The sequence below is a fragment of the Kitasatospora sp. NPDC004745 genome (genome assembly GCF_042873275.1).
Lineage (GTDB): Bacteria > Actinomycetota > Actinomycetes > Streptomycetales > Streptomycetaceae > Kitasatospora.
Genome location: NZ_JBIALK010000037.1, coordinates 36643 through 61658, shown reverse-complemented (window position 1 = coordinate 61658; position 25016 = coordinate 36643). Strand labels below are relative to the sequence as shown.

The 25016-nt window shown below is 74.4% G+C and carries 20 protein-coding genes; 14 read left to right on the top strand and 6 right to left on the bottom strand.

The genetic code is table 11. The features are described 5' to 3' along the window. Positions 1-65: 65 nt before the first annotated feature. Entirely contained in the window at positions 66-1055 is a 990-nt protein-coding gene (locus ACFYUY_RS36685; RefSeq protein WP_387907397.1) for an EamA family transporter, read from the top strand. On the opposite strand, the gene ACFYUY_RS36680 is transcribed toward ACFYUY_RS36685, so the two are convergent. Next, a complete protein-coding gene (locus ACFYUY_RS36680; protein WP_360214471.1) occupies positions 946-1551 on the bottom strand; it encodes a MarR family transcriptional regulator in 606 nt (201 codons plus the stop codon). The genes ACFYUY_RS36685 and ACFYUY_RS36680 overlap by 110 nt on opposite strands. Before the next feature lie 166 nt (positions 1552-1717). Here ACFYUY_RS36680 and ACFYUY_RS36675 point away from each other — a divergent pair, with 166 nt between their 5' ends. Continuing rightward, entirely contained in the window at positions 1718-2053 is a 336-nt protein-coding gene (locus ACFYUY_RS36675) for a DUF2218 domain-containing protein (RefSeq protein WP_360214469.1), read from the top strand. On the opposite strand, the gene ACFYUY_RS36670 is transcribed toward ACFYUY_RS36675, so the two are convergent. Both ACFYUY_RS36670 and gabT read right to left on the bottom strand, forming a co-directional pair. After that, positions 2023-2697, bottom strand: coding sequence for a phosphatase PAP2 family protein (locus ACFYUY_RS36670; RefSeq protein ID WP_387907394.1), 675 nt, complete (start codon positions 2695-2697; stop codon positions 2023-2025). The genes ACFYUY_RS36675 and ACFYUY_RS36670 overlap by 31 nt on opposite strands. Before the next feature lie 554 nt (positions 2698-3251). Next, entirely contained in the window at positions 3252-4592 is a 1341-nt protein-coding gene (gene gabT / locus ACFYUY_RS36665) for a 4-aminobutyrate--2-oxoglutarate transaminase (RefSeq protein WP_360214465.1), read from the bottom strand. Positions 4593-4892: 300 nt separating this feature from the next. Between gabT and ACFYUY_RS36660 the strand changes: the two genes are divergently transcribed. From ACFYUY_RS36660 to ACFYUY_RS36650, 3 genes are all read left to right on the top strand, one after another. Next, complete coding sequence (locus ACFYUY_RS36660; protein ID WP_387907391.1) at positions 4893-6914, top strand: ATP-binding protein; 2022 nt, start codon at positions 4893-4895, stop codon at positions 6912-6914. A gap of 153 nt (positions 6915-7067) precedes the next feature. Then, positions 7068-8633 carry a PucR family transcriptional regulator gene (locus ACFYUY_RS36655; protein WP_360214461.1) on the top strand — a complete coding sequence of 522 codons (1566 nt, stop codon included), beginning with the start codon at positions 7068-7070 and terminating at the stop codon, positions 8631-8633. A gap of 235 nt (positions 8634-8868) precedes the next feature. Continuing rightward, a complete protein-coding gene (locus ACFYUY_RS36650; protein ID WP_360214459.1) occupies positions 8869-10311 on the top strand; it encodes an aldehyde dehydrogenase family protein in 1443 nt (480 codons plus the stop codon). 143 nt (positions 10312-10454) lie between these two features. Here ACFYUY_RS36650 and ACFYUY_RS36645 read toward each other — a convergent pair whose 3' ends face one another. Then, positions 10455-11123 (bottom strand): NAD(P)H-binding protein, encoded by a 669-nt coding sequence (locus ACFYUY_RS36645; protein ID WP_360214457.1) that lies wholly within the window; start codon positions 11121-11123, stop codon positions 10455-10457. Between the two features lie 239 nt (positions 11124-11362). On the opposite strand from ACFYUY_RS36645, the gene dxr reads away from it, so the two are divergent. From dxr to ACFYUY_RS36620, 5 genes are all read left to right on the top strand, one after another. Further along, positions 11363-12592, top strand: coding sequence for a 1-deoxy-D-xylulose-5-phosphate reductoisomerase (gene dxr, locus ACFYUY_RS36640; RefSeq protein WP_360214455.1), 1230 nt, complete (start codon positions 11363-11365; stop codon positions 12590-12592). Positions 12593-12710: 118 nt separating this feature from the next. Beyond that, a complete protein-coding gene (locus ACFYUY_RS36635) occupies positions 12711-14015 on the top strand; it encodes a site-2 protease family protein (RefSeq protein WP_360214453.1) in 1305 nt (434 codons plus the stop codon). Between the two features lie 143 nt (positions 14016-14158). Beyond that, positions 14159-15319, top strand: a complete 1161-nt coding sequence (ispG, locus tag ACFYUY_RS36630; protein ID WP_360214451.1) for a flavodoxin-dependent (E)-4-hydroxy-3-methylbut-2-enyl-diphosphate synthase — start codon at positions 14159-14161, stop codon at positions 15317-15319. 159 nt (positions 15320-15478) lie between these two features. After that, complete coding sequence (locus ACFYUY_RS36625; RefSeq protein ID WP_360214491.1) at positions 15479-16354, top strand: GNAT family N-acetyltransferase; 876 nt, start codon at positions 15479-15481, stop codon at positions 16352-16354. 95 nt (positions 16355-16449) lie between these two features. Further along, complete coding sequence (locus ACFYUY_RS36620; RefSeq protein WP_360214449.1) at positions 16450-17010, top strand: GNAT family N-acetyltransferase; 561 nt, start codon at positions 16450-16452, stop codon at positions 17008-17010. Positions 17011-17065: 55 nt separating this feature from the next. On the opposite strand, the gene ACFYUY_RS36615 is transcribed toward ACFYUY_RS36620, so the two are convergent. Together ACFYUY_RS36615 and ACFYUY_RS36610 are read right to left on the bottom strand one after the other, a co-directional pair. Then, the gene (locus tag ACFYUY_RS36615; protein ID WP_360214447.1) at positions 17066-17989 is read right to left on the bottom strand and encodes an aminoglycoside phosphotransferase family protein; all 924 of its coding nucleotides are present in this window, start codon (positions 17987-17989) and stop codon (positions 17066-17068) included. A gap of 129 nt (positions 17990-18118) precedes the next feature. Next, complete coding sequence (locus tag ACFYUY_RS36610) at positions 18119-18748, bottom strand: ferritin-like domain-containing protein (RefSeq protein WP_387907407.1); 630 nt, start codon at positions 18746-18748, stop codon at positions 18119-18121. A gap of 839 nt (positions 18749-19587) precedes the next feature. Between ACFYUY_RS36610 and rimP the strand changes: the two genes are divergently transcribed. The 4 genes from rimP to infB all read left to right on the top strand — a co-directional run bounded on the left by rimP (position 19588) and on the right by infB (position 24990). Continuing rightward, complete coding sequence (rimP, locus tag ACFYUY_RS36605) at positions 19588-20142, top strand: ribosome maturation factor RimP (RefSeq protein ID WP_360214445.1); 555 nt, start codon at positions 19588-19590, stop codon at positions 20140-20142. Between the two features lie 54 nt (positions 20143-20196). After that, the gene (gene nusA, locus ACFYUY_RS36600; protein WP_360214443.1) at positions 20197-21219 is read left to right on the top strand and encodes a transcription termination factor NusA; all 1023 of its coding nucleotides are present in this window, start codon (positions 20197-20199) and stop codon (positions 21217-21219) included. Between the two features lie 98 nt (positions 21220-21317). Then, the gene (locus tag ACFYUY_RS36595; protein ID WP_360214441.1) at positions 21318-21617 is read left to right on the top strand and encodes a YlxR family protein; all 300 of its coding nucleotides are present in this window, start codon (positions 21318-21320) and stop codon (positions 21615-21617) included. A 241-nt stretch (positions 21618-21858) separates the two neighbouring features. Further along, complete coding sequence (gene infB / locus ACFYUY_RS36590; protein ID WP_360214439.1) at positions 21859-24990, top strand: translation initiation factor IF-2; 3132 nt, start codon at positions 21859-21861, stop codon at positions 24988-24990. Positions 24991-25016: the final 26 nt, after the last annotated feature.

Genomic DNA, 25016 nt, shown 5'->3' with positions numbered 1-25016 from the left:
GCTAAAGCGTTTCCTTCAGAACTCATCGCTGGTGCTACACGAAGGGCCGCCGCCAAGCTCGACCCATGACCGCGACACCCGCCGCCCAGGGCGGCAGCCCGAACGGGCGGAGCATGAGCCCCCGGCACATCGCCCTGGCCGTCCTGGTGGCCGCCGTGTGGGGGCTCAACTTCGTCCTCATCCACATCGGCCTGGAGAACTTCCCGCCGCTGCTCTTCTGCGCCCTGCGGTTCGCCGTCGTCGCCGTGCCGGCGGTCCTCCTGGTCGGCCCGCCCAGGGTCGCCCGGCGCTGGGTGCTGGCCGTCGGCCTCGTCCTCGGAGTGGTCAAGTTCGGGCTGCTCTTCCTCGGCATGCACGCCGGGATGCCGGCCGGCCTCTCCTCCCTGGTGCTCCAGGGACAGGCCGGGTTCACCGCCCTGTTCGCCGCCGCGCTGCTGGGCGAGCGGCCGGGCGGCCGGCGGCTGACCGGCCTGGCGATCGCCTTCGCGGGGATCGGCCTGAGCGCCCTCGACCACGGGACGGGCGGCCCGATCGGCGCCTTCGTCCTGGTCGTGCTGGCCGCCGGCGCCTGGGGCCTGTCCAACGTGCTGACCCGGCGGGCCGCGCCGCCGGACGCGCTGCGCTGGATGGTCTGGGTCAGCGCCGTCCCGCCGCTGCCGCTGCTCGTCCTCTCCCTGCTGGTCGAGGGCCCGGACGCGGACCTGCGCGCCCTGCGCGGGATCACCGCCGCCGGGCTCGGCGCGATCGCCTACGTCGGGCTGGTCTCCACCCTCTTCGGCTTCGTGGCCTGGAGCTTCCTGCTGCGCACCTACGACGCCACCGCCGTCGCGCCCTACTCGCTGCTGGTGCCGGTGTTCGGGATGTCCTCGGCCTGGCTGCTGCTCGGCGAGCGGGTCAGCCCGACGGCGGTGGGCGCCGCACTGCTGGTGATCACCGGGATCGCGATCACCGCGCTGCGCCCGGGGGCGCCGGCCGCCGCGGCGGCGCGCCGGCGGCGTAGTGGGCCTCGGCGGAGCGCAGCACCCGCAGCAGCACCTCCTGGTCGGCGGGGCTGACCGGGCCGAAGTACTCCTGCGCCACCTCGTGCCGGACCTGCCCGATCCGCTCCACCGCGGCGCGGCCGGCCTCGGTCAGCAGGATCCGCACCGCCCGCCGGTCGGCCGGGTCGGGGCTGCGCTCGACCAGCCCGGCCTCCTCCAGCGCATCGACCACGGTGGTCGCCGAGCGGGGTGCGATGTGCAGTCGCTCGGCGAGGTCGCTCAGCCGCATCGCGCGGTCCGGCAGCTCGCACCCGGGCGCGTGGGCCAGCGTGCGCAGCGCCCGGCCCTGGCCGGGGGTGATGCCGTACGGCTCCAGCCGCTCGCTGGTGCGCCGGCGGATCCGCTTGATCGCCCGGGTCATGGTGTCCGCCAGCTCGGCGGCGGTGTCGGGGGAGGTGGTCCGGCCGGTCGCGGCGCCCCGGTCGTCGGCGGCGGCCGCCTCGGCCCCGGGCGTCGGCGCGGCCGGGGTGGGGGAGGAGCCCGCCGGGTCGTCGGTCGGCGCGGTGGTCATGGGCGGTCTCCTCGGCAGGTGTCCGCCCAAGCGTATCGGCCGGTCCGCGGCGGGTGACCGGCGGCGGACGGCCGCCCGGAAAAAATGTTGAGCCAAGCTCAGTATCTGGGTTAGCGTAGCCCTTACTGAGGGGACCCTAAGTTCCCTCCCGCACCCTGGAGGGCCCGTGCCCCGCTCCGAAGCCCGCGTCGCCACCGACCGCCCCGCCCGCTACGCCAAGCAGCTCGCCGCCCACATGGGCCGCAAGATCGAGGCCACCTTCTCCGAGGAGACCGGCCGCGGCACCCTCGTCTTCGGCGCCGGCACCGCCACCCTGGAGGCCGGCCCCGACGCGCTGCTGCTCACCGTCGAGGGCGAGCGGGAGAACCTGCCCGGCCTGGAGGACGTCGTCGGCCGCCACCTCGTCCGCTTCGGCGCCCGCGACGAACTCGTCGTCGAATGGCACCGTGACAACGGCGAGCCCGGCCTCGTTCACCGCAACGAGGAGCCCGACGAGGCCTGAGACCGGCCCCCGCCGCCCGGCCGCGGCAGCCACCGGTCCAGCGCCCACAGCGCCGGAACGGCCAGGCACCAGCTGGCCACCACGTCCAGCAGCCAGTGGAAGTCACTCCACACCAGGCCCGCGCCGACCCCCACGGCCAGCAACACCGCCCCGGCCGTCACCAGCCGGGCCGCCTGCGGCCCCGCCGCCCGGGCCAGCAACAGCGCCGCCACCCCGTACGAGAAGGCGGCCGTGGCGGTGTGCCCGGACGGGTACCAGCCCCACTGCTCGGGCGTCAGCGGATCGCCCAGCGGGCCCGGCCGGGCGAACGCCGCCTTCGCCGGCACCACCAGCGACGGGATCAGCACGGCCGTCGCCGCCGCCACCGGCAGCGGCAGCCACCAACCGCCCCGCCCCGGGCCGCCGACCGCCCGGCGCCAGCGCCACGCGGCCAGCACACCGGCCGCCAGCAGCACCGGGACCGCGGGCACCCCGCTGCCCAGATCCGAGAGGACGTGGCCCGCGCCGTCGAGCGGCCGGCCCGGCAGTTCCCGGTGGGCGGACCGCACGGCCCCCCGCACCCAGCGGTCCAGCCCGAGCAGCGGGCCGTCCACCGCCACCTGCCACGACACCGTCAGCAGCACGACCGCGGCCGCCGCGGGCACGGCCGTCGACCGGGCCGCCCGGCCCAGGACGCCGAACAGCCGCCCCGGAGCAGGGGGGAGAGCTCCGGGGCGGCCTCGAGGATCGCCGTTCCGTGCGCCCCGGGGGGTGTGGGTCGGACGGTCGGTCGATCGGCCTTCGGTATGTGCCGCCCCTCCCGGGGAGGCCTGGTTGTCCTCACGCCGCACGCGCGGACCCACCGCCCCGGGCGGCTCCGCGGACGGCTCCGCCAGTGGCGGAGGCTCGCTGTCCATCTGCGATGACACTACGTCAACAGCCCTTCCGCGCCGAGCGCCTTCAGCGATTCCGCACATCATCTTCACCCTGCCCCGGGCAACCTTCCAGGTCGTCCCGAGAACGTGCACCCAGCCGCTCCCACCTGCGGACCACCGGCCGCCCCCGCCCCGGGCGAACCGGCCCGTCCCGCCCGTGGAGAACCCGGCTGTCCCACCCGCGGACAACCGAACGGCCCGTGCGGACCAGAGGTCCGCACGGGCCGTTCAGCGCTGTCCGGACATCCCTCCGGCGGGGTTCACGACCTGACGGGCGACACCGCTCAGGCGGCGGTGAAAGCGCCCTCCAGGATGTCCAGGCCCTCGTTCAGGAGGTGCTCCGGCATGACCAGCGGCGGCAGGAAGCGCAGCACGTTGCCGTAGGTGCCGGCGGTCAGCACCACCAGGCCCTCGGCGTGGCAGGCCTTCGCGATCGCCCCGGCGGCCTCCGCGTTCGGCTCCTTGCCGCCCGCCTTCACCAGCTCGACGGCGATCATCGCGCCGCGGCCGCGGACCTCGCCGATGATCTCGAACTTCTCCTGCATCGCCCGCAGGCGGCCCAGCATGATCTCCCCGATCCGCTGCGCCTTGCCGTTGAGGTCCTGCTCCTTCATCGTCTCGATGGCGCCCAGCGCGGCCGCGCAGGCCACCGGGTTGCCACCGTAGGTGCCGCCCAGGCCGCCCGCGTGCGCGGCGTCCATGATCTCGGCGCGACCGGTCACCGCGGCCAGCGGCAGACCGCCGGCGATGCCCTTCGCGGTGGTGATCAGGTCCGGGACGACACCCTCGTCGTCACAGGCGAACCACTGGCCGGTGCGGCAGAAGCCGGTCTGGATCTCGTCCGCGACGAACACGATGCCGTTGGCCTTCGCGTACTCCACGATCGCCGGCAGGAAGCCCTTGGCCGGCTCGATGAAGCCGCCCTCGCCCTGGATCGGCTCGATGATGATCGCCGCGACGTTCTCCGCGCCGATCTGCTTGTTGATGATGTCGATCGCCTGCGCGGCGGCCTCGGCGGCGCAGTTCTCCGCACCCGTCAGCCAGCGGTACGGGTAGGCCACCGGCACCCGGTAGATCTCCGGCGCGAACGGACCGAAGCCCTGCTTGTACGGCATGTTCTTCGCCGTCAGGCCCATGGTGAGGTTCGTGCGGCCGTGGTAGCCGTGGTCGAACACCACGACGGCGGTGCGCTTGGTGTAGGCGCGCGCGATCTTCACCGCGTTCTCGACCGCCTCGGCACCCGAGTTGAACAGCGCGGTGCGCTTGTCGTGGTCACCCGGGGTCAGCTCGTTGAGCTGCTCGGCGACGGCCACGTAACCCTCGTACGGGGTCACCATGAAACAGGTGTGCGTGAACGCGGCCAGCTGCTCGCTCGCCTTGGCCACCACGGCCTCGGCACTGTTGCCGACGTTCGTCACGGCGATGCCGGAACCGAAGTCGATCAGCGAGTTGCCGTCCACGTCCTCCAGCACGCCGCCGTTGGCACGGGACACGTACACCGGCAGGGTGGTGCCGACGCCGGCCGCCACCGCACCCAGCTTGCGGGCCTGCAGCTCCTGCGACTTCGGACCGGGGATCGCGGTGACCAGGCGGCGCTCCTGCGGGAGCGGCGTTGCGGCGCTCATGGGGTTCTCCAGACTTCTCGGCTCGGTGCTTCGCAGGCTACGGCCGCCCCGACCGGCCGGGCATGCGCCACTCGGTAGCACTGGGCCGTCCGACTTGTCCGACGCGGCCAGCCCGGGCGGCACGACTACCCGCAGGCCCCGCTCCACTACATTGAGCGCGGGCGTGTCGCCGGTACGGCGGCATGGGTATGGCGGCACCGACGGCGGTCGGGCCGGGCGGGCGAGGGAGCGGGGCCGTACATGGCGCAGGACGGGGCACACCACCACACGGATCGCACCACCACCAGACCCCCGACCCCCATGCCCCACCAACGCCCCGGCGGCCCGGCGGGCGGCCGGCCCGCCTTCGACCTTCCGACCTGGGCCGGCACCCCGCGACCCGAGGCCGAACCCGGCGTCTACCGGCTCGGCTACCGCCCGATCGACCCCGAACGGGCCGAGGCCGCCCAGGTCGCCGCCTGGCCCCTGCTCCTGCGGGCGGGGCTCAACGCGGTGGTGGGGTGGTTCGCCTTCCTGTACGGCACCCAGCTGGTGCTCCGACTGATCGTTGTCACCGTTTGGGTGAAGAACCCGACCGAGACCGCGGTGACGGTCGTCGGCGTATCGGTGAACCTCGTGGTCGCCGTGCTCGTCATCAAGGTCTTCGGCCGGATGGGCCGTTGGACGGAGGTGTGGCGCCGGTACGTGGCGCCGCTGCTGTCGCGGACGGTGACGCAGGAGGAGCCCGCCGAGGACGGCGGCCGGGCGGTGGCTGAGGCGGCGCGCCGGTCGGACCCGTGGGACGGGCTGCGGCAGGGCGGGGCGGCCGAGGCGGCGGGGCGGCTGGAGCGGGACGCGGTCGGGGACGTCGACTACGTGCGGATCCTGCGGGCGTGGGAGTCGGCGCAGGCGGACCCGGCGTTCGTGCCGGCGTTCGTCGGGCAGGTGGTGGCGCGCGGTGGGGCGGCGTTCGCGCACCCCTCGGAGTCGCGTGAGCTGCCGGGCCGGGGCGAGCGGCACGATCTGCTGCTGGGTCAGGTCCGGTTGGGGACGACCCAGGACGTGCCGAAGAACCCCCTGGCCCACCGGGCGGCGGGTTTCGCCCTGGACCCGGCGGTACTGGGCACCTCGCTGCTGGCGGTGGGCCCGGCGGGGACGGGAAAGACGGCGCGGCTGGCGCGGCCGGTGGCGGAGGCGCTGTGCCTGCAGGCGCTGGCCGGTACGGCGTGCGTGGTGGTGGTCGGGGCCGCGGACGCCGACCTGGGCCCGGACGCCTGGTACGACGTGGTGATCGCGCCCGGCGATCCGGCCTCGGTGTACGGGTTGGACCTGTACGGCGCGGCGCAGGATCCGGACGAGGCGGCGGCCAGGCTCGCCGAGGCGCTGTTGCCGGACGAGCTGACGGCGCGGGCGGAGAACGCGCGGACGGCGCTGCAGCAGGTGGTGGGCCCGTTCCACGCCGCGTACCGGCGCTATCCCGGGGTCCGGGAGCTGCGGGCCCTGCTGCTCGGCGAGCCGGACGCGTCGGCGGCGCTGGTGAAGGCGTTGGGGGTGGCGGGCCGGCTGGGGGTGTTCGAGCGCGATCTGGAGCACCGGGAGCGTCAGCGGGGCCGGGCCGACGATCCGGGCGCGCTGCTGGCGGACCGGCTGGCGCTGCTGGACCGGCCGGCCTTCGAGGGGGCCTTCGCGACGGACGGGACCGGCCGGCCACCGTTCGCGATGCGGGTTCTGGACCATCCGCTGCGGGTGCGGGTGCGGCTGCCGGAGCGCAGCCACCCGGAGGCCGCCCGGATGCTGTCGCGGTTGGTGGTGGGGCAGTTCGTGCAGGCGGCGGGGGCGCGGGAGGACCGTTCGCTCTTCGCGGGTCTGGTGGTGGATGACGCCTCGGCGGCGCTGGACGCGACGGCCGTGCGCGGGTTGCAGCGGATGCGGGGGGCGAACGCGGGGGCCGTGCTGCTGCTGCGCACGCTGGTGGATCTGCCGGAGGCCTTGCGGGCGCCGCTGTTCGGGGCGGTGGGGTGCCGGATGGCGTTCCCGGGGATCGCGCCGTGGGACGGCCGGCTGTTCTCGGAGGCCTGGGGGACGCACCTCGTGCAGGAGACCGCGGTGACCCACACCCCCGACACCTCCGGTGGGGTGATGCGGCGGGCCGGGCGGGTGGGGCGGAAGGCGTTGTCGGGGACGGCGGCGCAGACGGAGTCGGTGACGACGCGGGACGTGGAGCGGTTGCGGTGGTCGCCGTCGGATCTGGCGCACGCGTTGCCGGCGGGGCACGCGGTGGTGTCGTTGACGGCGGTGTCGGGGGAGCAGGTGCCGCCGTTGCTGGTGGACCTGCGGGGGTGAGGGGCGCGGGGGAGGAAGCTCGCCTTCGAGGTGGATTCGGCAGTGCGGGTTGTCCGGAGCGTCCATAATGAAGGGGAGAGTTTCTCACTTGTCCCATTGCCCTCTCCTCGCCCGGCCGCAACGGCGCGGTCAGGTCGATCCCCCGAAGGTGCCATGCCCCCCACACTCGCCTCCGTCGTCCGCAACAGTTCGCTCCATCTGACGGTCCTCGCCGGTGCGGACCATCTGGAGCGGCCGGTCCGCTGGGTGCACACCAGTGAGCTGGACGACCCGACGCCGTTCCTGGAGGGTGGCGAGCTGCTGCTCACCACCGGGATCAAGCTGGGTCGTACGGCGGCGCAGTTGCAGGCGTACGTGCACCGGTTGGCCGATGCCGGGGTGGTGGGTCTGGGCCTGGGGGTGGGGCTGTCGCACACGGAGGTGCCGCAGCCGCTGGTGGACGCGGCGGCGCAGCGGGGGCTGCCGTTGCTGCGGGTGCCGGAGCCGACGCCGTTCATCGCGATCAGCAAGGTGGTGTCGGCGGCGCTGGCCGCGGAGCAGTACGAGGCGGTGACGACGTCCTTCGAGGCGCAGGAGGAGCTGACCCGGGCTGCTCTGGGCAAGGACGGCACGACGGCCGTGGTGCGCCGGTTGGCGGCGCGGCTGGGCGGTTGGGCGGCGCTGTACGACGGTTCGGGGGCGCTGTCGGTGGTGGCGCCGGACTGGGCGGCGCGCCGGGCGGGGCGGCTGGCCGCGGAGGTGGACCGGCTGCGTCGGCGGCCGGCGCCGTCGAGTGCGGCGTTGCAGGGGCGGGCGCCGGGGATAGACACGGCGGACGAGGACTACGTCGTGGTCCAGTCGCTGGGGGCGGACCGGCGGGCGCGCGGGTTCCTGGCGGTGGGCACCGAGGACCGGATCACCCCGACCGAGCGGTACGTGCTGAACGCTGCGGTGGCGCTGCTGACCCTGACGCTGGAGCGGTCGCGCGAGCTGCGGCAGGCGGAGGAGCGGATGGGCGCGGCGCTGCTGCGGATGGTGCTGGCGGGGGAGGTGGCGACGGCCCGCCAGGTGGCGGTGGGGCTGTTCGGCGGTCTGCCGGAGGGGACGATACGGGTTCTGGTGGCCGGTGCGGGGCCGAACGCGGAGGCGGCGGAGGCGCTCGGTGAGCTGGGGGACCGTGCCGAGCAGGCGGGTGCCCGGGTGGGCGAGAAGCTGCTGGTGGCGCGGGAGGACGGCGCGCACGGGCCGCGGTTGATGGTGCTGGCGCTGGACAACGGCTCGGTGCACCGGGCCTGTCTGGGCGCGGTGGAGGAGCACGAGGGCCTGTCGCTGGGCGTGTCGGCGCCGGCTTCGCTGGAGGAGGCGGGGACGGCGCACGCGCAGGCCGAGCGGGCGCTGGCGGTGGCGCTGCGCGGTGGCCGCCGGTCGGTGGACCACGAGGAGGTCGGTGCGGGTTCGCTGCTTCCGCTGCTCGGGGAGGAGGCGGTGACGGCGTTCGCGGAGGGGTTGTTGCGGCCGCTGCGCGAGCACGACCGGACGGCGCGCGGCGATCTGGTGGCCTCGCTGCGGGCGTGGCTGTCCAGACACGGGCAGTGGGACGCCGCGGCGGCGGACCTCGGGGTGCACCGGCACACGCTGCGTTACCGGATGCGCCGGGTGGAGGAGCTGCTCGGCCGTTCGCTGGACGACACGGACGTCCGGATGGAGTTGTGGCTGGCGCTGCGCTCCGGCGAGGAGTAGGCGGGAGCGAGCCGGCGGGCAGGCGGCCGACCGGCCGGGAGGGCCGCGGCGGGGCCGGTGGCCGCGGGTCGGCCCGGGTAGCGGATCCCGGGCCGTTCGGCTGGACGGGATGGAGTGGCCTCGGGGCGGAACGCTCCTAGTCGTCCAATCCGGTCGGCGCGTCGCCGCCCCTACCCTCGGGTTCAGGCCCCACGTCCGTGGGTCCGACGACGACGAGGAGAGGGCCGGTACCACGGTGACCACCACGTACGATTTCTGGCTCGCCGGCCGCCGGGCGAGCGGTGACGCCGACTTCGAGGTGCACAACAGCTGGGACGGCCGTCTGGTCGGCAAGGTGAGCATCCCGACCGAGGCCCAGGTCGAGGAGGCGCTGGACGCCGCCGTCGCCGCGCTGCCGGTGTTCGCGGCGACCCCGGCGCACCAGCGTGCGGCCGCGCTGGACCACGTGGCGAAGCGCCTGGCCGAGCGGACCGAGGAGATCGCCCGGCTGATCACCGCCGAGAACGGCAAGCCGATCAAGTGGGCGCGCGGCGAGGTCGGCCGCGCGGTGTCGGTCTTCCGCTGGGCGGCCGAGGAGGCCCGCCGGACCAACGGCGAGACGATGCGGCTGGACACCGACCCGGGCGGCGTGGGCCGTTTCGCGGTGGTGCGCCGCTTCCCGCGCGGTGTGGTGCTGGGGATCGCCCCGTTCAACTTCCCGCTGAACCTGGTCGCGCACAAGGTCGCGCCGGCGATCGCGGTGGGTGCCCCGATCATCCTGAAGCCCGCTCCGTCGACCCCGCTGTCGGCGCTGGTGCTGGGCGAGATCCTGGCCGAGACGGACCTCCCGGCCGGTTCGTGGAGCGTCCTGACGGTGCCGAACGACCGGATGCCGGCGCTGGTGCAGGACAAGCGCCTGCCGGTGATCTCGTTCACCGGTTCGGACAAGGTCGGCTACCAGATCATGGACTCGGTGCCGCGCAAGCACACCACCCTGGAGCTGGGCGGCAACGCCGCGGCCGTGGTGCTCGCCGACTGGTCCTCGGAGGCCGACCTCGACTGGGCGGCGACCCGGATCGCGATGTTCGCCAACTACCAGGGCGGCCAGTCCTGCATCTCGGTGCAGCGGGTGATCGCCGACGCGTCGGTGTACGACGCGCTGGTGGAGAAGGTCGTGGCCAAGGTCGGGGCGCAGGTCACCGGTGACCCGAACGAGGACGCGACGGACGTCGGCCCGCTGGTCGACGAGAACGCCGCGAAGCGGGTGGAGTCCTGGGTGGACGACGCCGTCGCCAAGGGCGCCAAGGTGCTGACCGGCGGGACGCGCGAGGGTGCCACCTACGCGCCGACCGTGCTGGCCGAGCTGCCGGAGGACGCGATCCTGGCCAAGGCCGAGGTGTTCGGCCCGGTCATGTCGCTGCACCGGGTGGACGGCGTCGAGGAGGCCTTCGCGGCCGTCAACGACTCGCCGTTCGGCCTGCAGGCGGGCGTGTTCACGCACGACCTGCAGACCGCCTTCCGCGCCCACCGGGAGCTGGAGGTCGGCGGTGTGATCATCGGCGACGCGCCCTCCTACCGCGCCGACCAGATGCCGTACGGCGGCGTCAAGGACTCCGGTGTCGGCCGCGAGGGCGTCCGCTACGCGATGGACGACTACACGGTGGAGAAGGTCCTGGTCCTCACCGGCCTCGACCTCTGACCGGACGGATTCCCCGTCGACGAGGGGCCCGGTCGACCGACCGGGCCCTTCGCGTGTCCGCGCCCGGGTCTCCGCGGGCCCCGGCGCCCGTGCAGGCCTCCGGCCCCGGCGCCCGTGCAGGCCTCCGGGCCCCGGGAGGGGCCTCAGCCGTCGTGTCCGCCGGCGGCGGCGACGGCCTCCTCGACGGTGGCGTTCCCGGCGACCAGTTCCAGCGTCCGTCCGGCCGTGCCCGGTTCGTGCAGCAGTGCCGCGAGGACGGCGGCCACGTCGGCCCGGTCGACGGCGCCGCGGGCGACGGAGGGGGCCAGCCGGACCAGGCCGGTGCCGGGGCCGTCGGTGAGCCGACCGGGCCGCAGCACCGTCCAGTCCAGGGTGGTCCGGGCCCGGACGGCGTCGTCGGCGGCGCCCTTGGCCCGCAGATAGGTCTCGAAGACCTCGTCGGCGGGGTGGTGGGCGTTGGCGTCGGCGCCCATCGAGGAGACCATCAGGTAGCGCCGGACGCCGGCCAGTTCGGCGGCGTCGGCGAGCAGGACGGCGGCGTCGCGGTCGACGGTGTTCTTGCGGGCGGTCCCGCTGCCCGGCCCGGCGCCGGCGGCGAAGACCACCGCGTCGGCGCCGGTGAGCAGTTCGGCGAGCCGGGGGGCGGTGGTGGACTCCAGGTCGAGCAGCAGCGGCTCGGCGCCGGCCGCGGTGAGGTCCTGGGCCTGTTCGGGGCGGCGGATGATCCCGGCGGGCCGGTCGCCGCGGGCGGCGAGCAGCCGTTCGAGCTTCAGCGCGATCTGTCCGTGTCCCCCGGCGATGACGGTACGCATGGCTCCGACGGTAGCCCGGGGCGGGTGTCCCCGTCCTGCGGAGCGCGGTACCGCGCTCAGTACCGGACGAAGGTCCCGAGCGCGCTGCTCGAACGGAGCCCGTGGGCCGGCCGGCGGCCCGCGCGGAGGCGCCGTCCCGCGGGAGGGCGGGGGAGTGCGGTCCGGTCGGGGAGCGCCCCGGGGGCGCGGATCCGCCGGACGCGGCCTGGGCAGGGCCCGGGGCAGGACACAATGGGCGCATGACTTCGCTCGCCCACCCGCAGCTGCGCTTCACGCCCACCGTGCAGGACCCCTCCGGCCCCCGGGAGCTGGTGATCCTCGGTTCCACCGGGTCGATCGGCACCCAGGCCATCGACGTGGTGCTCCGCAACCCGGACCGCTTCCGGGTGGTCGCCCTGTCGGCGGCCGGCGGCCGGGTGGAGCTGCTGGCCGAGCAGGCGCTGCGGCTGGGCGTGCACACGGTGGCGGTCGCGGACCCGGCCGCGGAGCCGGCGCTGCGCGCGGCGCTGACCGCGAAGGCGGCGGGTGCGCCGCTGCCGACCGTGCTGGCGGGCCCGGACGCGGCGACCGAGCTGGCCGCCGTGGAGTGCCACTCGGTGCTGAACGGCATCACCGGCTCGATCGGTCTGCGCCCGACGCTGGCCGCGCTGGCGGCGGGCCGGGTGCTGGTGCTGGCCAACAAGGAGTCGCTGATCGTGGGCGGCCCGCTGGTGAAGGCGGTGGCGAGGCCGGGGCAGATCGTCCCGGTGGACTCCGAGCACGCCGCGCTGTTCCAGGCGCTGGCCGGCGGCACCCGCGCCGAGGTCCGCAAGCTGGTGGTGACGGCCAGCGGCGGCCCGTTCCGCACCCGCAGCCGCGAGCAGCTGGCCGGGGTGACCCCGCAGGAGGCGCTGGCGCACCCGACCTGGGCGATGGGCCCGGTGGTGACGATCAACTCGGCCACCCTGGTCAACAAGGGCCTGGAGGTGATCGAGGCGCACCTGCTGTACGACGTGCCCTTCGACCGGATCGAGGTCGTGGTCCATCCGCAGTCGGTGGTGCACTCGATGGTGGAGTTCACCGACGGTTCGACGCTGGCGCAGGCCAGCCCGCCGGACATGCGGATGCCGATCGCGCTGGGCATGGGCTGGCCGGACCGGGTGCCGGACGCGGCCCCCGGCTGCGACTGGACCAAGGCCGCGACCTGGGAGTTCTTCCCGCTGGACGACGAGGCCTTCCCGGCGGTGGAGCTGGCCCGCGAGGTCGGCACGCTGGGCGGGACGGCGCCCGCGGTGTTCAACGCGGCCAACGAGGAGTGCGTGGAGGCCTTCCTGAAGGGCCGCCTGGCCTTCACGGGGATCGTGGACACTGTTGCCAAGGTCGTCGCGGAGCACGGGACGCCCGGGTCGGGAACTTCCCTGACGGTCGAGGACGTCCTGCACGCGGAGGACTGGGCCCGCGCCCGGGCCCGCGAGCTCGCGGCGGGCTGACGGCGGCGGTCCGGCGGTCCGGGTCGCGCCCGCCCGGGTGGGCCCGTGCCGGTACCGGCACGGGCGCGACTGCGGTAAGACAAGACGAAGAGCGGAGCGGCATGACGGAGGAGCAGCGGTGGCAACGGTGATGTGGGTGGTCGGCATCCTGGTCTTCGTGGTCGGGTTGCTGATCTCGATCGCCTGGCACGAGCTGGGCCACCTGTCCACGGCCAAGCTGTTCGGCATCCGGGTGCCGCAGTACATGGTCGGCTTCGGTCCGACGGTCTGGTCGCGGAGGAAGGGCGAGACCGAGTACGGCTTCAAGGCGATCCCGCTGGGCGGCTACATCCGGATGATCGGGATGTTCCCGCCCGGCGAGGACGGCCGGATCACCAAGCGCAGCAGCTCGCCCTGGCGCACGATGATCGAGGACGCCCGGGAGGCCTCCTACGAGGAGCTCCAGGAGGGCGACGAGCAGCGGCTGTTCTACACCCGCAAGCCGTGGAAGCGGATCATCGTCATGTTCGCCGGGCCGTTCATGAACCTGGTGCTGGCCTTCGGCCTGTTCCTGACGGTCATGATGGGCTTCGGCGTCAAGACCGCGATCCCGACCATCGGTTCGGTCGCGCAGTGCGTCGTCAAGGCCGGCCAGCCCACCGACGTGTGCCCCGCCGACGCGCCCAAGACCCCGGCCAACGAGGTCGGCCTGCGGCAGGGGGACAAGGTCCTCTCCTTCGGCGGCGACCGGATCCACGACTACGACCAGCTCCAGGCGGACATCCGCAGGTCGGCCGGGCAGAAGGTGGACATCGTCGTCCAGCGGGACGGGCAGCAGCTCACCCTGTCGCCCGTCATCGCCGTCAACGACGTGCAGAAGTACGACGACCGGGGCCTCCCCCTCAAGGGCCAGACCGTCCAGGCGGGCTTCCTCGGGTTCACCCCCGGCCAGGGGGTCGTGCGGCTGGGCTTCGGGCAGTCCGTCGACCGGATGTACGACATGGCCGAGGGCGGCGTGAAGTCGCTGGCCGCCCTGCCCGGGAAGATCCCCGGTCTGTGGAACGCGGTCGTCGGTGACGCCCCGCGCGATCCGGACTCCCCGATCGGCATGGTCGGCGCGGCCCGGGTCAGCGGCGAGCTGGCCAACCTGGACCTCCCCGCCGAACAGCGGGTGGCGATGTTCGTCAACCTGCTGGCGGGCATCAACCTGTCGCTGTTCCTGTTCAACATGCTGCCGCTGCTGCCGCTGGACGGCGGTCACATCGCCGGTGCGGCCTGGGAGGCGGTCCGCCGACGGCTCGCACGGATGTTCCGCCGGCCCGATCCGGGACCGTTCGACGTCGCCAAGCTGATGCCGGTCGCCTACGTCGTGGCCAGCATCTTCATCGGCTTCACCCTGCTCGTGATGGTCGCCGACCTGGTGAACCCGGTGAAGATCGGCTAGGGCGTTCGGGTACGGCGGGTGTGCTGGGCCCCTGCGCCGTGCCGTACCGTGGAGGCCGGGTGCGCGATCGAGGCGCGCCCGGCCTCCGCCGTCCCGACGGCGGGGCGGACGACCACACCTCAACCCCGGGGAACCCTGCGCACATGACCGCGATCTCGCTCGGTATTCCGTCCCTGCCGCTCAAGCCGCTGGCCAAGCGCCGCGTATCCCGGCAGATCATGGTCGGCAACGTCCCGGTCGGCGGCGACGCCCCGGTCTCGGTGCAGTCGATGACCACCACCGTCACCTCGGACATCAACGCCACGCTGCAGCAGATCGCCCAGCTCACCGCGTCCGGCTGCCAGATCGTCCGGGTGGCCGTGCCCTCCCAGGACGACGCCGACGCGCTGCCGATCATCGCCAGGAAGTCCCAGATCCCGGTGATCGCGGACATCCACTTCCAGCCGAAGTACGTGTTCGCCGCGATCGACGCCGGCTGCGCCGCGGTCCGCGTCAACCCCGGCAACATCAAGGCCTTCGACGACAAGGTCGGCGAGATCGCCAAGGCGGCCAAGGACGCCGGCGTCCCGATCCGGATCGGCGTCAACGCCGGCTCGCTCGACAAGCGCCTGCTGGAGAAGTACGGCAAGGCCACCCCCGAGGCGCTGGTCGAGTCGGCGCTCTGGGAGTGCTCGCTGTTCGAGGAGCACGACTTCCGCGACATCAAGATCTCGGTCAAGCACAACGACCCGGTCGTGATGATCCAGGCCTACCGCCAGCTCGCCGCCGCCTGCGACTACCCGCTGCACCTGGGCGTCACCGAGGCCGGCCCCGCCTTCCAGGGCACCATCAAGTCCGCCGTCGCCTTCGGCGCGCTGCTCGCCGAGGGCATCGGCGACACCATCCGGGTCTCGCTCTCCGCGCCGCCGGCCGAGGAGATCAAGGTCGGCATCCAGATCCTGGAGTCGCTGAACCTGCGCCAGCGCGGCCTGGAGATCGTCTCCTGCCCGTCCTGCGGCCGCGCCCAGGTCGACGTCTACAAGCTCGCCGAGGAGGTCACCGCCGGCCTGGAGGGCATGGAGGTGCCGCTGCGCGTCGCCGTCATGGGCTGCGTCGTCAACGGCCCCGGCGAGGCCCGCGAGGCCGACCTCGGTGTCGCCTCCGGCAACGGCAAGGGCCAGATCTTCGTCAAGGGCGAGGTCATCAAGACCGTCCCCGAGTCGAAGATCGTCGAGACCCTGATCGAGGAGGCCCTCAAGCTCGCCGAGCAGATGCAGGAGGAGGGCGTCGAGGCCGGTGCGCCGACCGTCGTCGCCGCCGACTGAGCAGGTGGGGTCCGCGCGGGTCCGCCGCGCGCTGTTCTTCCGGAAGCGGGGCCGTCCGTGCGCGGACGGCCCCGCGGCCGTAGCCGGGTGGGGCCACGGAGTAGGGTGCGGCCAGAGTCGTCTCAGTGAGGTGCTGTCTCGATGCTCGATCGAGGTGTGATGCTCCCCAGCTCGTTCCAGGCCGCGCGCGCCCTGGCCACCACCCGCGTGCTGGAGCCCCCGGACCTGGCGGACGCCCTGGAGATCCTCCACCGCGACCCGGTCGCCAACGCGTTCGTCGCCACCCGGGTCGAGGCGGTGGGTCTCGACCCCTGGCGGCTCGGCGGCGAGATGTGGGGCTGGTACGACGGGGACGGCGCGCTGGCCGCGCTCTGCTACGCCGGGGCCAACCTCGTCCTGGTCAACGCCGGGCCCGAGGCCGTGGCCTCCTTCGCCGAGCGGGCCCGCCGACAGGGCCGGCGCTGTTCCTCGATCGTCGGGCCGGCGGAGTCCACCGCGGCCTTCTGGGCGCTGCTGGAGCGCAGCTGGGGCCCGGCCCGCGACGTCCGCGCCCACCAGCCGCTGCTGGCCACCACCGCGCCCTCGGCCGAGATCGCCCCGGACCCGCTGGTGCGGCGGGTGCGGCGCAACGAGGTCGAGGCGCTGATGCCGGCCTGCGTCGCCATGTTCACGGAGGAGGTCGGGGTCTCCCCGCTGGCCGGCGACGGGGGCCTGCTCTACCAGGCCAGGGTCGCCGAACTGGTCTCCACCGGACGGTCGTTCGCACGCTTCGGGGAGGACGGCCGGGTCGTCTTCAAGGCCGAGATCGGCGCCGTCACCGAGGGCGCCTGCCAGATCCAGGGGGTCTGGGTGGCGCCCGAGCACCGTGGCCAGGGGCTCTCCGAGACCGGCATGGCCGCCGTCCTCGGCATCGCGTTGCGCGAGGTCGCGCCGGTGGTCTCGCTGTACGTCAACGACTTCAACCTGCGCGCCCGGGCCGCCTACCGGCGGGTGGGGTTCCGCGAGGTCGGGGCGTTCATGAGCGTGCTGTTCTGAGCCCTTCCGCCGGGCCGGCGGTCCGGTCCGGTCCCGCGCGGTCCGGTTCCGATCTTCGCCCGCGCCACGGCCGCGCGGGTAGTAACGTCCGGAGCATGGATCAGCTGACCGGGGTGACGATCGAGGCCATCGACCTTGCGGCCTGGGCGCCGACGGCGCTGGAGGTCCAGGCCGTGGCCTTCGGGCTCACCCCCGAGGAGGTCGCGGTACGGCTGCACATCGTGGGCCGGCACGCCCGCCAGCCCGGGGTGGTCGCCTTCGGGGCGATGAGCGGCGGCCGGCTGGTCGGGTTCGGCTACGGCATGCCCAACCAGCGCGAGCACTGGTGGAGCACGGTGATCGAGCCGTACCTGACCGCGCGCGGCCACGGGGACTGGCTGGACGGCGTGTTCGCCGTCACCGAGCTGCACGTGCTCCCCGACTTCCAGGGGCAGGGCGTGGGCTCGCGGCTGATCCGGGCCCTCTGCGACCGTTCCGGCCTGGACCGCAGCATCCTCTCCGCGATCGACGCGGAGACCCCGGCCCGGCGGCTCTACCGCGCGCTGGGCTACCAGGACCTGGCCCGCGCGGTGCGGTTCCCGGCCACCGACCGGCTGTACGCGGTGATGGGGGCGCGGCTGCCGCTGCGGGGGCCCGGGCCGTCCGGGCGGTTCTGACCGCCGCCCGGCGACCGGGCGGATTCCGGGGCCGGCGGGTGCCGGCGGCGCGGCTTCAGAGCTGCCCGGCGAACTCCAGGTGCAGTTCGGCGTCCTCGTGGCGGCCGGCGGCCAGGGCGCGCAGGCCGAGGTCGACGGAGCGGAACAGGGTCCACCCGCGCAGCCGCTCCCGGTCGACGTCCAGGGCGTCGGCGAGCTGGTGCAGCCGGCGGCGGACGGCCGCGGGCGCGCCGGGGGAGCCGATCAGGGTGTCCGCGCGTTCCAGGGCGAGCCGGGCCAGGTCGTAGGCGCGTTCCCCGGCCAGCGGGCGCGGGTCGATTGCCAGCCAGGGCGCCCGGTCGGCGGCGAGCACGTTGCCGTGGTGGAAGTCCCCGTGCAGGAGGAAGGTCTCGGCCGCGGACCCGGTGAGCGCGCGGGCCGTCTCCAGGGCCTCCGTGACGAGGGGCTGCGCCTCGGCCGCGCCGGGCAGCGTGCGGTGCCGCTCCAGCCGCTGCGCGGTGTCGGCGGCCCGCTCGGCGAGGGTGGCGAAGGGGTGCCCCTCGGGCAGGGGGGTCCAGAGCCGGTGCAGCAGGCTGGTCGCCTCCAGCATGGCCTTCGCCTCCGCCAGCGAGCGCAGCGGGATGTCGCCGTGCAGCCGTTCCAGGAGCAGGACGCCCTCGGCCGGGTCCGCGTCCAGCAGCAGCACCGCGCCGCGGCCGGCCCAGTGGGACAGGGCGGCGTGTTCGTGGGCGGTCTCGTGGGTGCGCAGGCCGGCCTTGAGGACGGCGGGGGAGAGGTCGTCGCGGTGGACGTAGGCGACCAGGCTCAGGCTGCCGCCCGGGTCGAGCACCCGTTCCAGGGTGAGGTCCCAGCGGGCGAGGTGGGCGGCCACCGCGGTGGGGAGGCCCGCCAGCCACTGCCGGCCCCGGTCGCCCTCGCCCGCGGTGACGCCGCGGGCCAGCCAGGTGGGGACGGTGATCTGTGCTGCTGCTCCCGACATGCCGGCCTTCCGGTTGACGCTCCCCCGTGGGTACTGCTCCGTCCATTGTCGGTCATGGGGGTGAACTCGCAGGTCAGTGCCGCGGGGTCGGTGGCACGGGTCAGGGCGGGGGCAGGGCGGGCGGGGCGCTCAGCCCGTGCTGCCTGCGGTGGCCGGGGCGGAGGCGGTCGCCGGGGCTGACGGGGACGGGCCGGGGGGCGTGTCGGGGATGCCGGGGAAGGCCTGGTCGGGGGCGCCCCAGCGGTGGGCCCGGAGGGCGCACTCGCGCAGCGCGTCGGCGGCGGCGGTGCGCTCCGGCCCGGGGACGGCGGAGACCAGGTCGGCGTACACCGTGGTGAGCCGGGTCTCCAGGTGGGCGGCGAGCCGGCCGGCGGCGGCCGCGTCGGTGACGGCGAACGGGAGCTGGTAGCCGGCCGCGGCGGCGGAGGGGGTGGCGCCGAGCGAACCGACCAGCCGCTGCCAGGCGTCCCGGCGGGCCTCGTGCGCGGCGTAGGCGGTGCGGGCGTCGGCGCGCTGCTGGTCGTCGGGGAGCCGGGCGCCGACCACGCCGTAGCCGTAGACGGCGGCGTGCTCGGCGCCGAGGGCGCCCTGGAGGGCGGCGACGGCGCCGGGCGGGGCGGTGGCGGCCGGGGTGGTGGCGGTGGTGGGCGGGGCGGCGGCCGGTGAGGGGGAGCCGGACGGTTCGGCGGAGCCGGGGGCGGCCGGGCCGGACGGGGTGCCGGTGGGCGCGGCGGTCGGGGCGGGCGGCGGGGTGACCAGCGGGGTGTTGTCGCCGAGCGCGACGGCGTGCAGCACGTCGGAGGTGGCGATCGAGGCCAGGATCCGGGCCAGCGGCGGGCGGGCTGCGGCCAGGTCGGCGAGCCGGGTCCGGGCGGTCTGGCGTTCCAGGGCGGCCAGCGCGGCGGGGGTGCCGACGGCGGTGGCCGGCGGGGTCGCGGTCGGGCCGGGGGCCGTGCTCGCGCTGCCGGAGGTGGCCGGGGCGGCGCCCGGCGCGGGCGGGACGGAGGCGGCGGGCAGGTCGTGGGCGAGGGCGGCCCGGTGCCGGACGACCTCGGCGCGCAGCGCCGCCAGGTCCTTGTCCGCGGCCCCGGCCGGGGTGGCGAGCAGGGTGTCGTAGCCGGTGAGCAGGGTGTCCGTGGCGGCGACGGCGCGCAGGATGACCGGCTCGTCGGGGTTGGGGGCGGTGCCGCGGTCGCCGGGCGCCGCGCCGTTGCCGCCGTGTCCGCCCGTGCAGGCGGTGGCGAGGAGGAGCAGTCCGAGGGCCAGGAGGGTCCGTCGGCTGGGCGGCTGCATCGGTGTCACTCCGGGGCGTGTACGGGAGGACGGACTCCCCGCCTGCCCTCGTAGGCGTGAATGATTACAGAATCCCCATGTTTCCGGGCACTGATTCGGATCACGAAGGCCTGTCCGGACCGGTGTGAGCTTGCTCGCAGTGGGTGGCGTGCGACCGGTCGGGGGTGGTCCGGAATCGGTGGTTGGCGGCTTCACCGGCTAGGCTTTGGGCCGAGCTGCCGTGACCCGGTGCGCGCCGTATCCCGGCGCCGGGGTCGCGGCGCGACCTTCTGACAACAGCAGACGCGGCCGAGGAGTCCACCCGGATGAGCACCACCCACACCGACCGGCTGCGCGCGTTGCTGGAGCCGCTGGCCGCGCAGGCCGGTCTGGACCTGGAGGACGTCAAGGTCACCCGGGCGGGCAACCGCCGGCAGGTGCAGATCGACGTCGACACCGACGGCGGCGTGGACATGGACACCATCGCCGAGTTCAGCCGGGTGGTCGGCGAGGCCCTGGACGAGTCGGACCTGATGGGTGACGAGGCCTACCTGCTGGAGGTGGGTTCGCCGGGCGCCGAGCGTCCGCTGCTCCTGCCCCGGCACTGGCAGCGGGCCCAGGGCCGGCTGGCCGCGATCCACCTGGTCGACGGCGGGGAGATCGTCGCCCGGGTGCTGGAGGCCGACGAGGACGGCGCGCTGGTCGAGGTGCAGCCGGTGAAGGGCCGCGGCCGCCCGAAGGAGCGTCGGCTGGAGTACGCCGAGGTGGACCGGGCGCGCGTGCAGGTCGAGTTCAACCGCAAGGACGAGCAGCTCCTCGACGAGACCGCGGACTTCGCGGACGGCGACGCCTCCGAGGAGGGGGACGACGGTGCGGAGTGACCTGCGCACCGCCTGGACCATGACGAACGTGACGAAAGACGAGGAGGCGTAGCCGTGGACATCGACATGAGTGCCCTGCGCACGCTGGTCAACGAGAAGAACATCCCCTTCGACCTGCTGGTCGAGTCCATCGAGTCCGCCCTCCTCACCGCGTACCACCGCACCGAGGGCTCGCGCCGCCGCGCCCGGGTGCACCTGGACCGCAAGTCCGGCCACGTCACCGTGTGGGCGACGGAGGACCCGGCGGAGCTGGACGAGGGCGTCGAGCCGAAGGAGTTCGACGACACCCCGAACGGCTTCGGCCGGATCGCGTCCAGCATCGGCATCCAGGTCATGATGCAGCGGCTGCGCGACGCCGCGGACGACCAGACCTTCGGCGAGTACGCGGGCAAGGAGGGCGACATCGTCACCGGTGTCGTCCAGCAGGGCAACGACCCGAAGAACGTGCTGGTCGACATCGGCAAGCTGGAGGCCATCCTGCCGCCGCAGGAGCAGGTCCCGGGCGAGGACTACCGGCACGGCACCCGTCTGAAGTGCTACGTGGTCGCGGTGCGCCGCGGTGTCCGAGGGGCCTCGGTCACGCTGTCGCGCACGCACCCGAGCCTGGTGAAGAAGCTGTTCGCGCTGGAGGTCCCGGAGATCGCGGACGGCAGCGTGGAGATCGCCGCCATCGCCCGCGAGGCCGGCCACCGCACCAAGATCGCGGTCTGGTCGCGCCGGGCCGGGCTGAACGCCAAGGGCGCCTGCATCGGCCCGATGGGCAGCCGGGTGCGCGCAGTGATGGGCGAGCTGCACGGCGAGAAGATCGACATCGTGGACTGGTCCGAGGACCCCCGCGAGATGGTCGCCGCGGCGCTGTCCCCCGCGCGGGTGACCAGCGTGGAGATCGTCGACGCCGCCCAGCGCTCCGCACGGGTGATCGTGCCCGACTACCAGCTGTCGCTGGCGATCGGCAAGGAGGGGCAGAACGCCCGCCTCGCCGCCCGTCTCACCGGCTGGCGGATCGACATCCGGCCGGACACCGAGGGGCAGCCGGAGGACGGCGACCGCCCCGAGGGCGGTCACGGCCGGTCGTAATCGGGTGGCATCCACCCGGTCGTCAGTGTTGTCCTAGACGCTCCGCCGGTCCGGGCGGGATCGGCGGGGCGGCGCCATGTCCCTTCGGAGGGGTAGACTTGCCTTCGTCTGGCCGGACGCACGTCCGAGCACGCCCGGAACGCACCTGCGTGGGCTGCCGCAAGCGAGCGGCCAAGCACCAGCTGTTGCGTGTCACGGCGGTCGAGGGCGTCTGCGTCCCCGATCCCCGTGGCGCACTGCCGGGCCGGGGCGCGCACCTGCACCCCGACCCGGCCTGCCTCGACCTCGCGGTCCGCCGTAGGGCGTTCCCCCGGGCCTTCCGGCTCCAGGGCGCGCTCGACACGGAGCGGCTCCGCGGGTTCATCGAGGAGCGGACCGGCGACACCCCGGCGCCCTGAGCGCCCGGTGCGGCCGCCCGCAACGGCCGCCGCTCAGCTCAGGCGGCGGAAGAACCACCGCAACAAGCACAGTGCGCGGGCAGCCGCGCGCCGTGCCACCAGTCAGGTACCTCGCGATGTGGAAGTAGGTCGAGATTGCGATGAGCACTCGATGAGTACGCGATGAGTACGCGATGGGTACGCCCATGAAGTAGCGACGGTCCGGCGGACGAGACACCCCGGACTCATAGACAGGAGTGAAGTGGCTAAGGTCCGGGTTTACGAACTCGCCAAGGAGCTTGGCTTGGAGAGCAAGGCCGTCATGGCCAAGCTGACCGAGCTCGGTGAGTTCGTCCGTTCGGCGTCCTCGACGATCGAGGCGCCGGTCGTGCGCAAGCTGACTGACGCGCTTGGCGTTGCCCCCACCGGTGGTGGCTCCGCTGCCAAGCCGGGCCCGCGGAAGACCGCGGCGCCCCAGCCCGCCGGCGGCTCTGCCGCCGCGGGTGCACCCAAGCCGGGTGCTCCGACCCCGGGTCCGCGCCCCAGCGCGACCCCCGGTCCCCGTCCGACCCCGGCCGCCGCGGCTCCCGCCGCTCCGGCCGCCCCTGCCGCGAAGCCGGCCGGACCGACCCCGGGCCCGCGCCCGGCGGCGCGTCCCGCCGCCCCGGCGGCCCCGGCCGCGCCCGCGGCCGAGTTCTCCTCGCCGGCTCCCGCCGGTGAGACCCAGGCGCAGCGTCCGGCCGCCCCGGCCGCGCGTCCGGCCGGTCCCGCCGCCGGCGGCGGCGCCCGTCCGGGCCCGCGTCCGGCCGGCCCGCGTCCGGGCAACAACCCGTTCACCTCGGGCAGCGCCACCGGCATGGCCCGCCCCGGCGACCGCCGTCCCGGCGCGCCGGGTGCGCGTCCGGCCGGTCAGGGCGCCCAGGGCGGCGACCGTCCGCGTCCGGGCGGCGACCGTCCGCGTCCGGCCGGTGCCCAGGGTGCCGGTGCCCCGCGTCCGGCCGGTGCGCCGGGTGCCGGTGCGCCGCGTCCCGGTGGTGCCCCGCGTCCGGGCGGCGACCGTCCGCGTCCGGGTGGCCAGGGTGCTCCGGGTGCCGGTGCCCCCCGTCCGGGTGGTGCTCCGCGTCCCGACGGCATGCCGCGTCCGGCCGCGCCGCGTCCCGGCGGCCCGACCCCGTCCGGCATGCCGCGCCCGAACCCCGGCATGATGCCGCAGCGTCCGGCTCCCGGCCCGCGTCCGGGCCCCGGCGGTCGTGGCCCCGGTGGCCCCGGCGGTCGTCCGGGTGCTCCGGGCGGCGCGCGTCCCGGCTTCCAGGGCCGTCCGGCCGGTCCGGGCTCGCGCCCGGCCGGTGGCGGCGGCTTCGGCGGCCCGCGTCCCGGTGGCGGTGCCCCGGGTGGTGGCGGCGGTTTCGGTCCGCGTCCCGGTGGCTTCAGCGGCCGTCCGGGCGGCCCGGGTGCCCGTGGTGGCACGCAGGGTGCCTTCGGTCGTGGCCCGGGCGGTCGCCCGGCGCGCGGTCGCAAGTCGAAGCGGGCGAAGCGCCAGGAGTACGAGGCCATGCAGGCCCCGTCCGTCGGCGGTGTGATGCTGCCCCGCGGCAACGGCCAGACGGTCCGTCTGTCGCGCGGTGCGTCCCTGACGGACTTCGCCGAGAAGATCAACGCCAACCCGGCCGCGCTCGTCTCGGTGATGTTCAACCTCGGTGAGATGGTCACCGCGACCCAGTCGGTCTCCGACGCGACCCTCGAGCTGCTGGCCGGCGAGATGGGCTTCGTCCTGGAGATCGTCAGCCGGGACGACGAGGACCGCGAGCTGCTGGAGTCGTTCGACATCGACTTCGGCGCCAACGAGGGCGACGAGGACCAGCTGGCCCCGCGCCCGCCGGTCGTCACCGTCATGGGTCACGTCGACCACGGTAAGACCCGACTGCTGGACGCGATCCGCAAGTCCAACGTGGTGGCCGGCGAGGCCGGTGGCATCACCCAGCACATCGGTGCCTACCAGGTCGTCACCGAGGTGAACGGCGAGCAGCGCCCGATCACCTTCCTCGACACCCCGGGTCACGAGGCGTTCTCCGCCATGCGTGCCCGTGGTGCCAAGTCCACCGACATCGCGATCCTGGTGGTCGCGGCCAACGACGGCGTCATGCCGCAGACGGTCGAGGCGCTGAACCACGCCAAGGCCGCCGGCGTGCCGATCGTGGTCGCCGTCAACAAGATCGACGTCGAGGGCGCCGACCCGACCAAGGTCCGCGGTCAGCTGACCGAGTTCGGTCTGGTGGCCGAGGAGTACGGCGGCGACACCATGTTCGTCGACATCTCCGCGCGCCAGGGTCTGCACATCGACCAGCTGCTGGAGGCCGTGGTCCTCACCGCGGACGCCTCGCTCGACCTGCGGGCCAACCCCGACCAGGACGCGCAGGGCATCGCCATCGAGGCCCACCTCGACAAGGGCCGCGGCGCCATGGCGACCGTGCTCGTGCAGCGCGGTACCCTCCGCGTCGGCGACTCGATCGTCGTGGGCGACGCCTACGGCCGCGTCCGCGCGATGCTGGACGAGAACGGCAACAGCCTCTCCGAGGCCGGCCCGTCCCGCCCGGTGCTGCTGCTCGGTCTGACCTCGGTGCCCCGCGCCGGCGACAGCTTCATCGTCGTCGACGAGGACCGCACCGCCCGCCAGATCGCCGAGAAGCGCTCGGCCCGCGACCGCAACGCCGCCTTCGCGCAGCGTCGGGTCCGGGTGTCCCTGGAGGACCTGGACAAGGCCATCGCCGCCGGCTCCATCGAGCAGCTCAACCTCATCATCAAGGGTGACGTCTCCGGTTCGGTCGAGGCCCTCGAGGACGCCCTCGTCAAGCTGGACGTGGGCGAGGAGGTCGAGCTCCGGGTCCTGCACCGCGGTGTGGGTGCCATCACCGAGTCCGACGTGGACCTGGCGATGGGCTCGGACGCCATCATCATCGGCTTCAACGTGCGCGCCGAAGGCCGTGCGCGCACCGCGGCCGACAAGGAAGGCGTGGACGTCCGGTACTACTCGGTCATCTACCAGGCGATCGAGGAGATCGAGAACGCCCTCAAGGGCATGCTCAAGCCGGAGTACGAGGAGGTCCGCCTCGGCTCCGCGGAGATCCGCGAGGTGTTCCGCTCCTCCAAGTTCGGCAACATCGCCGGTGTGCTGGTCCGCGAGGGCCTGCTGCGCCGCAACGCCAAGGCCCGCCTCATCCGCGACGGCAAGGTCGTGGCGGAGAGCCTCACCATCGAGGGTCTGCGCCGCTTCAAGGACGACGCGACCGAGGTCCGCGAGGGCTTCGAGGCCGGTGTCACCCTGGGGTCGTTCAACGACATCAAGGTCGACGACGTCATCGAGACCTACGAGATGCGCGAGAAGCCGCGCTCGTAGTCGGTGGAATCCGGGGCCGGTCGACG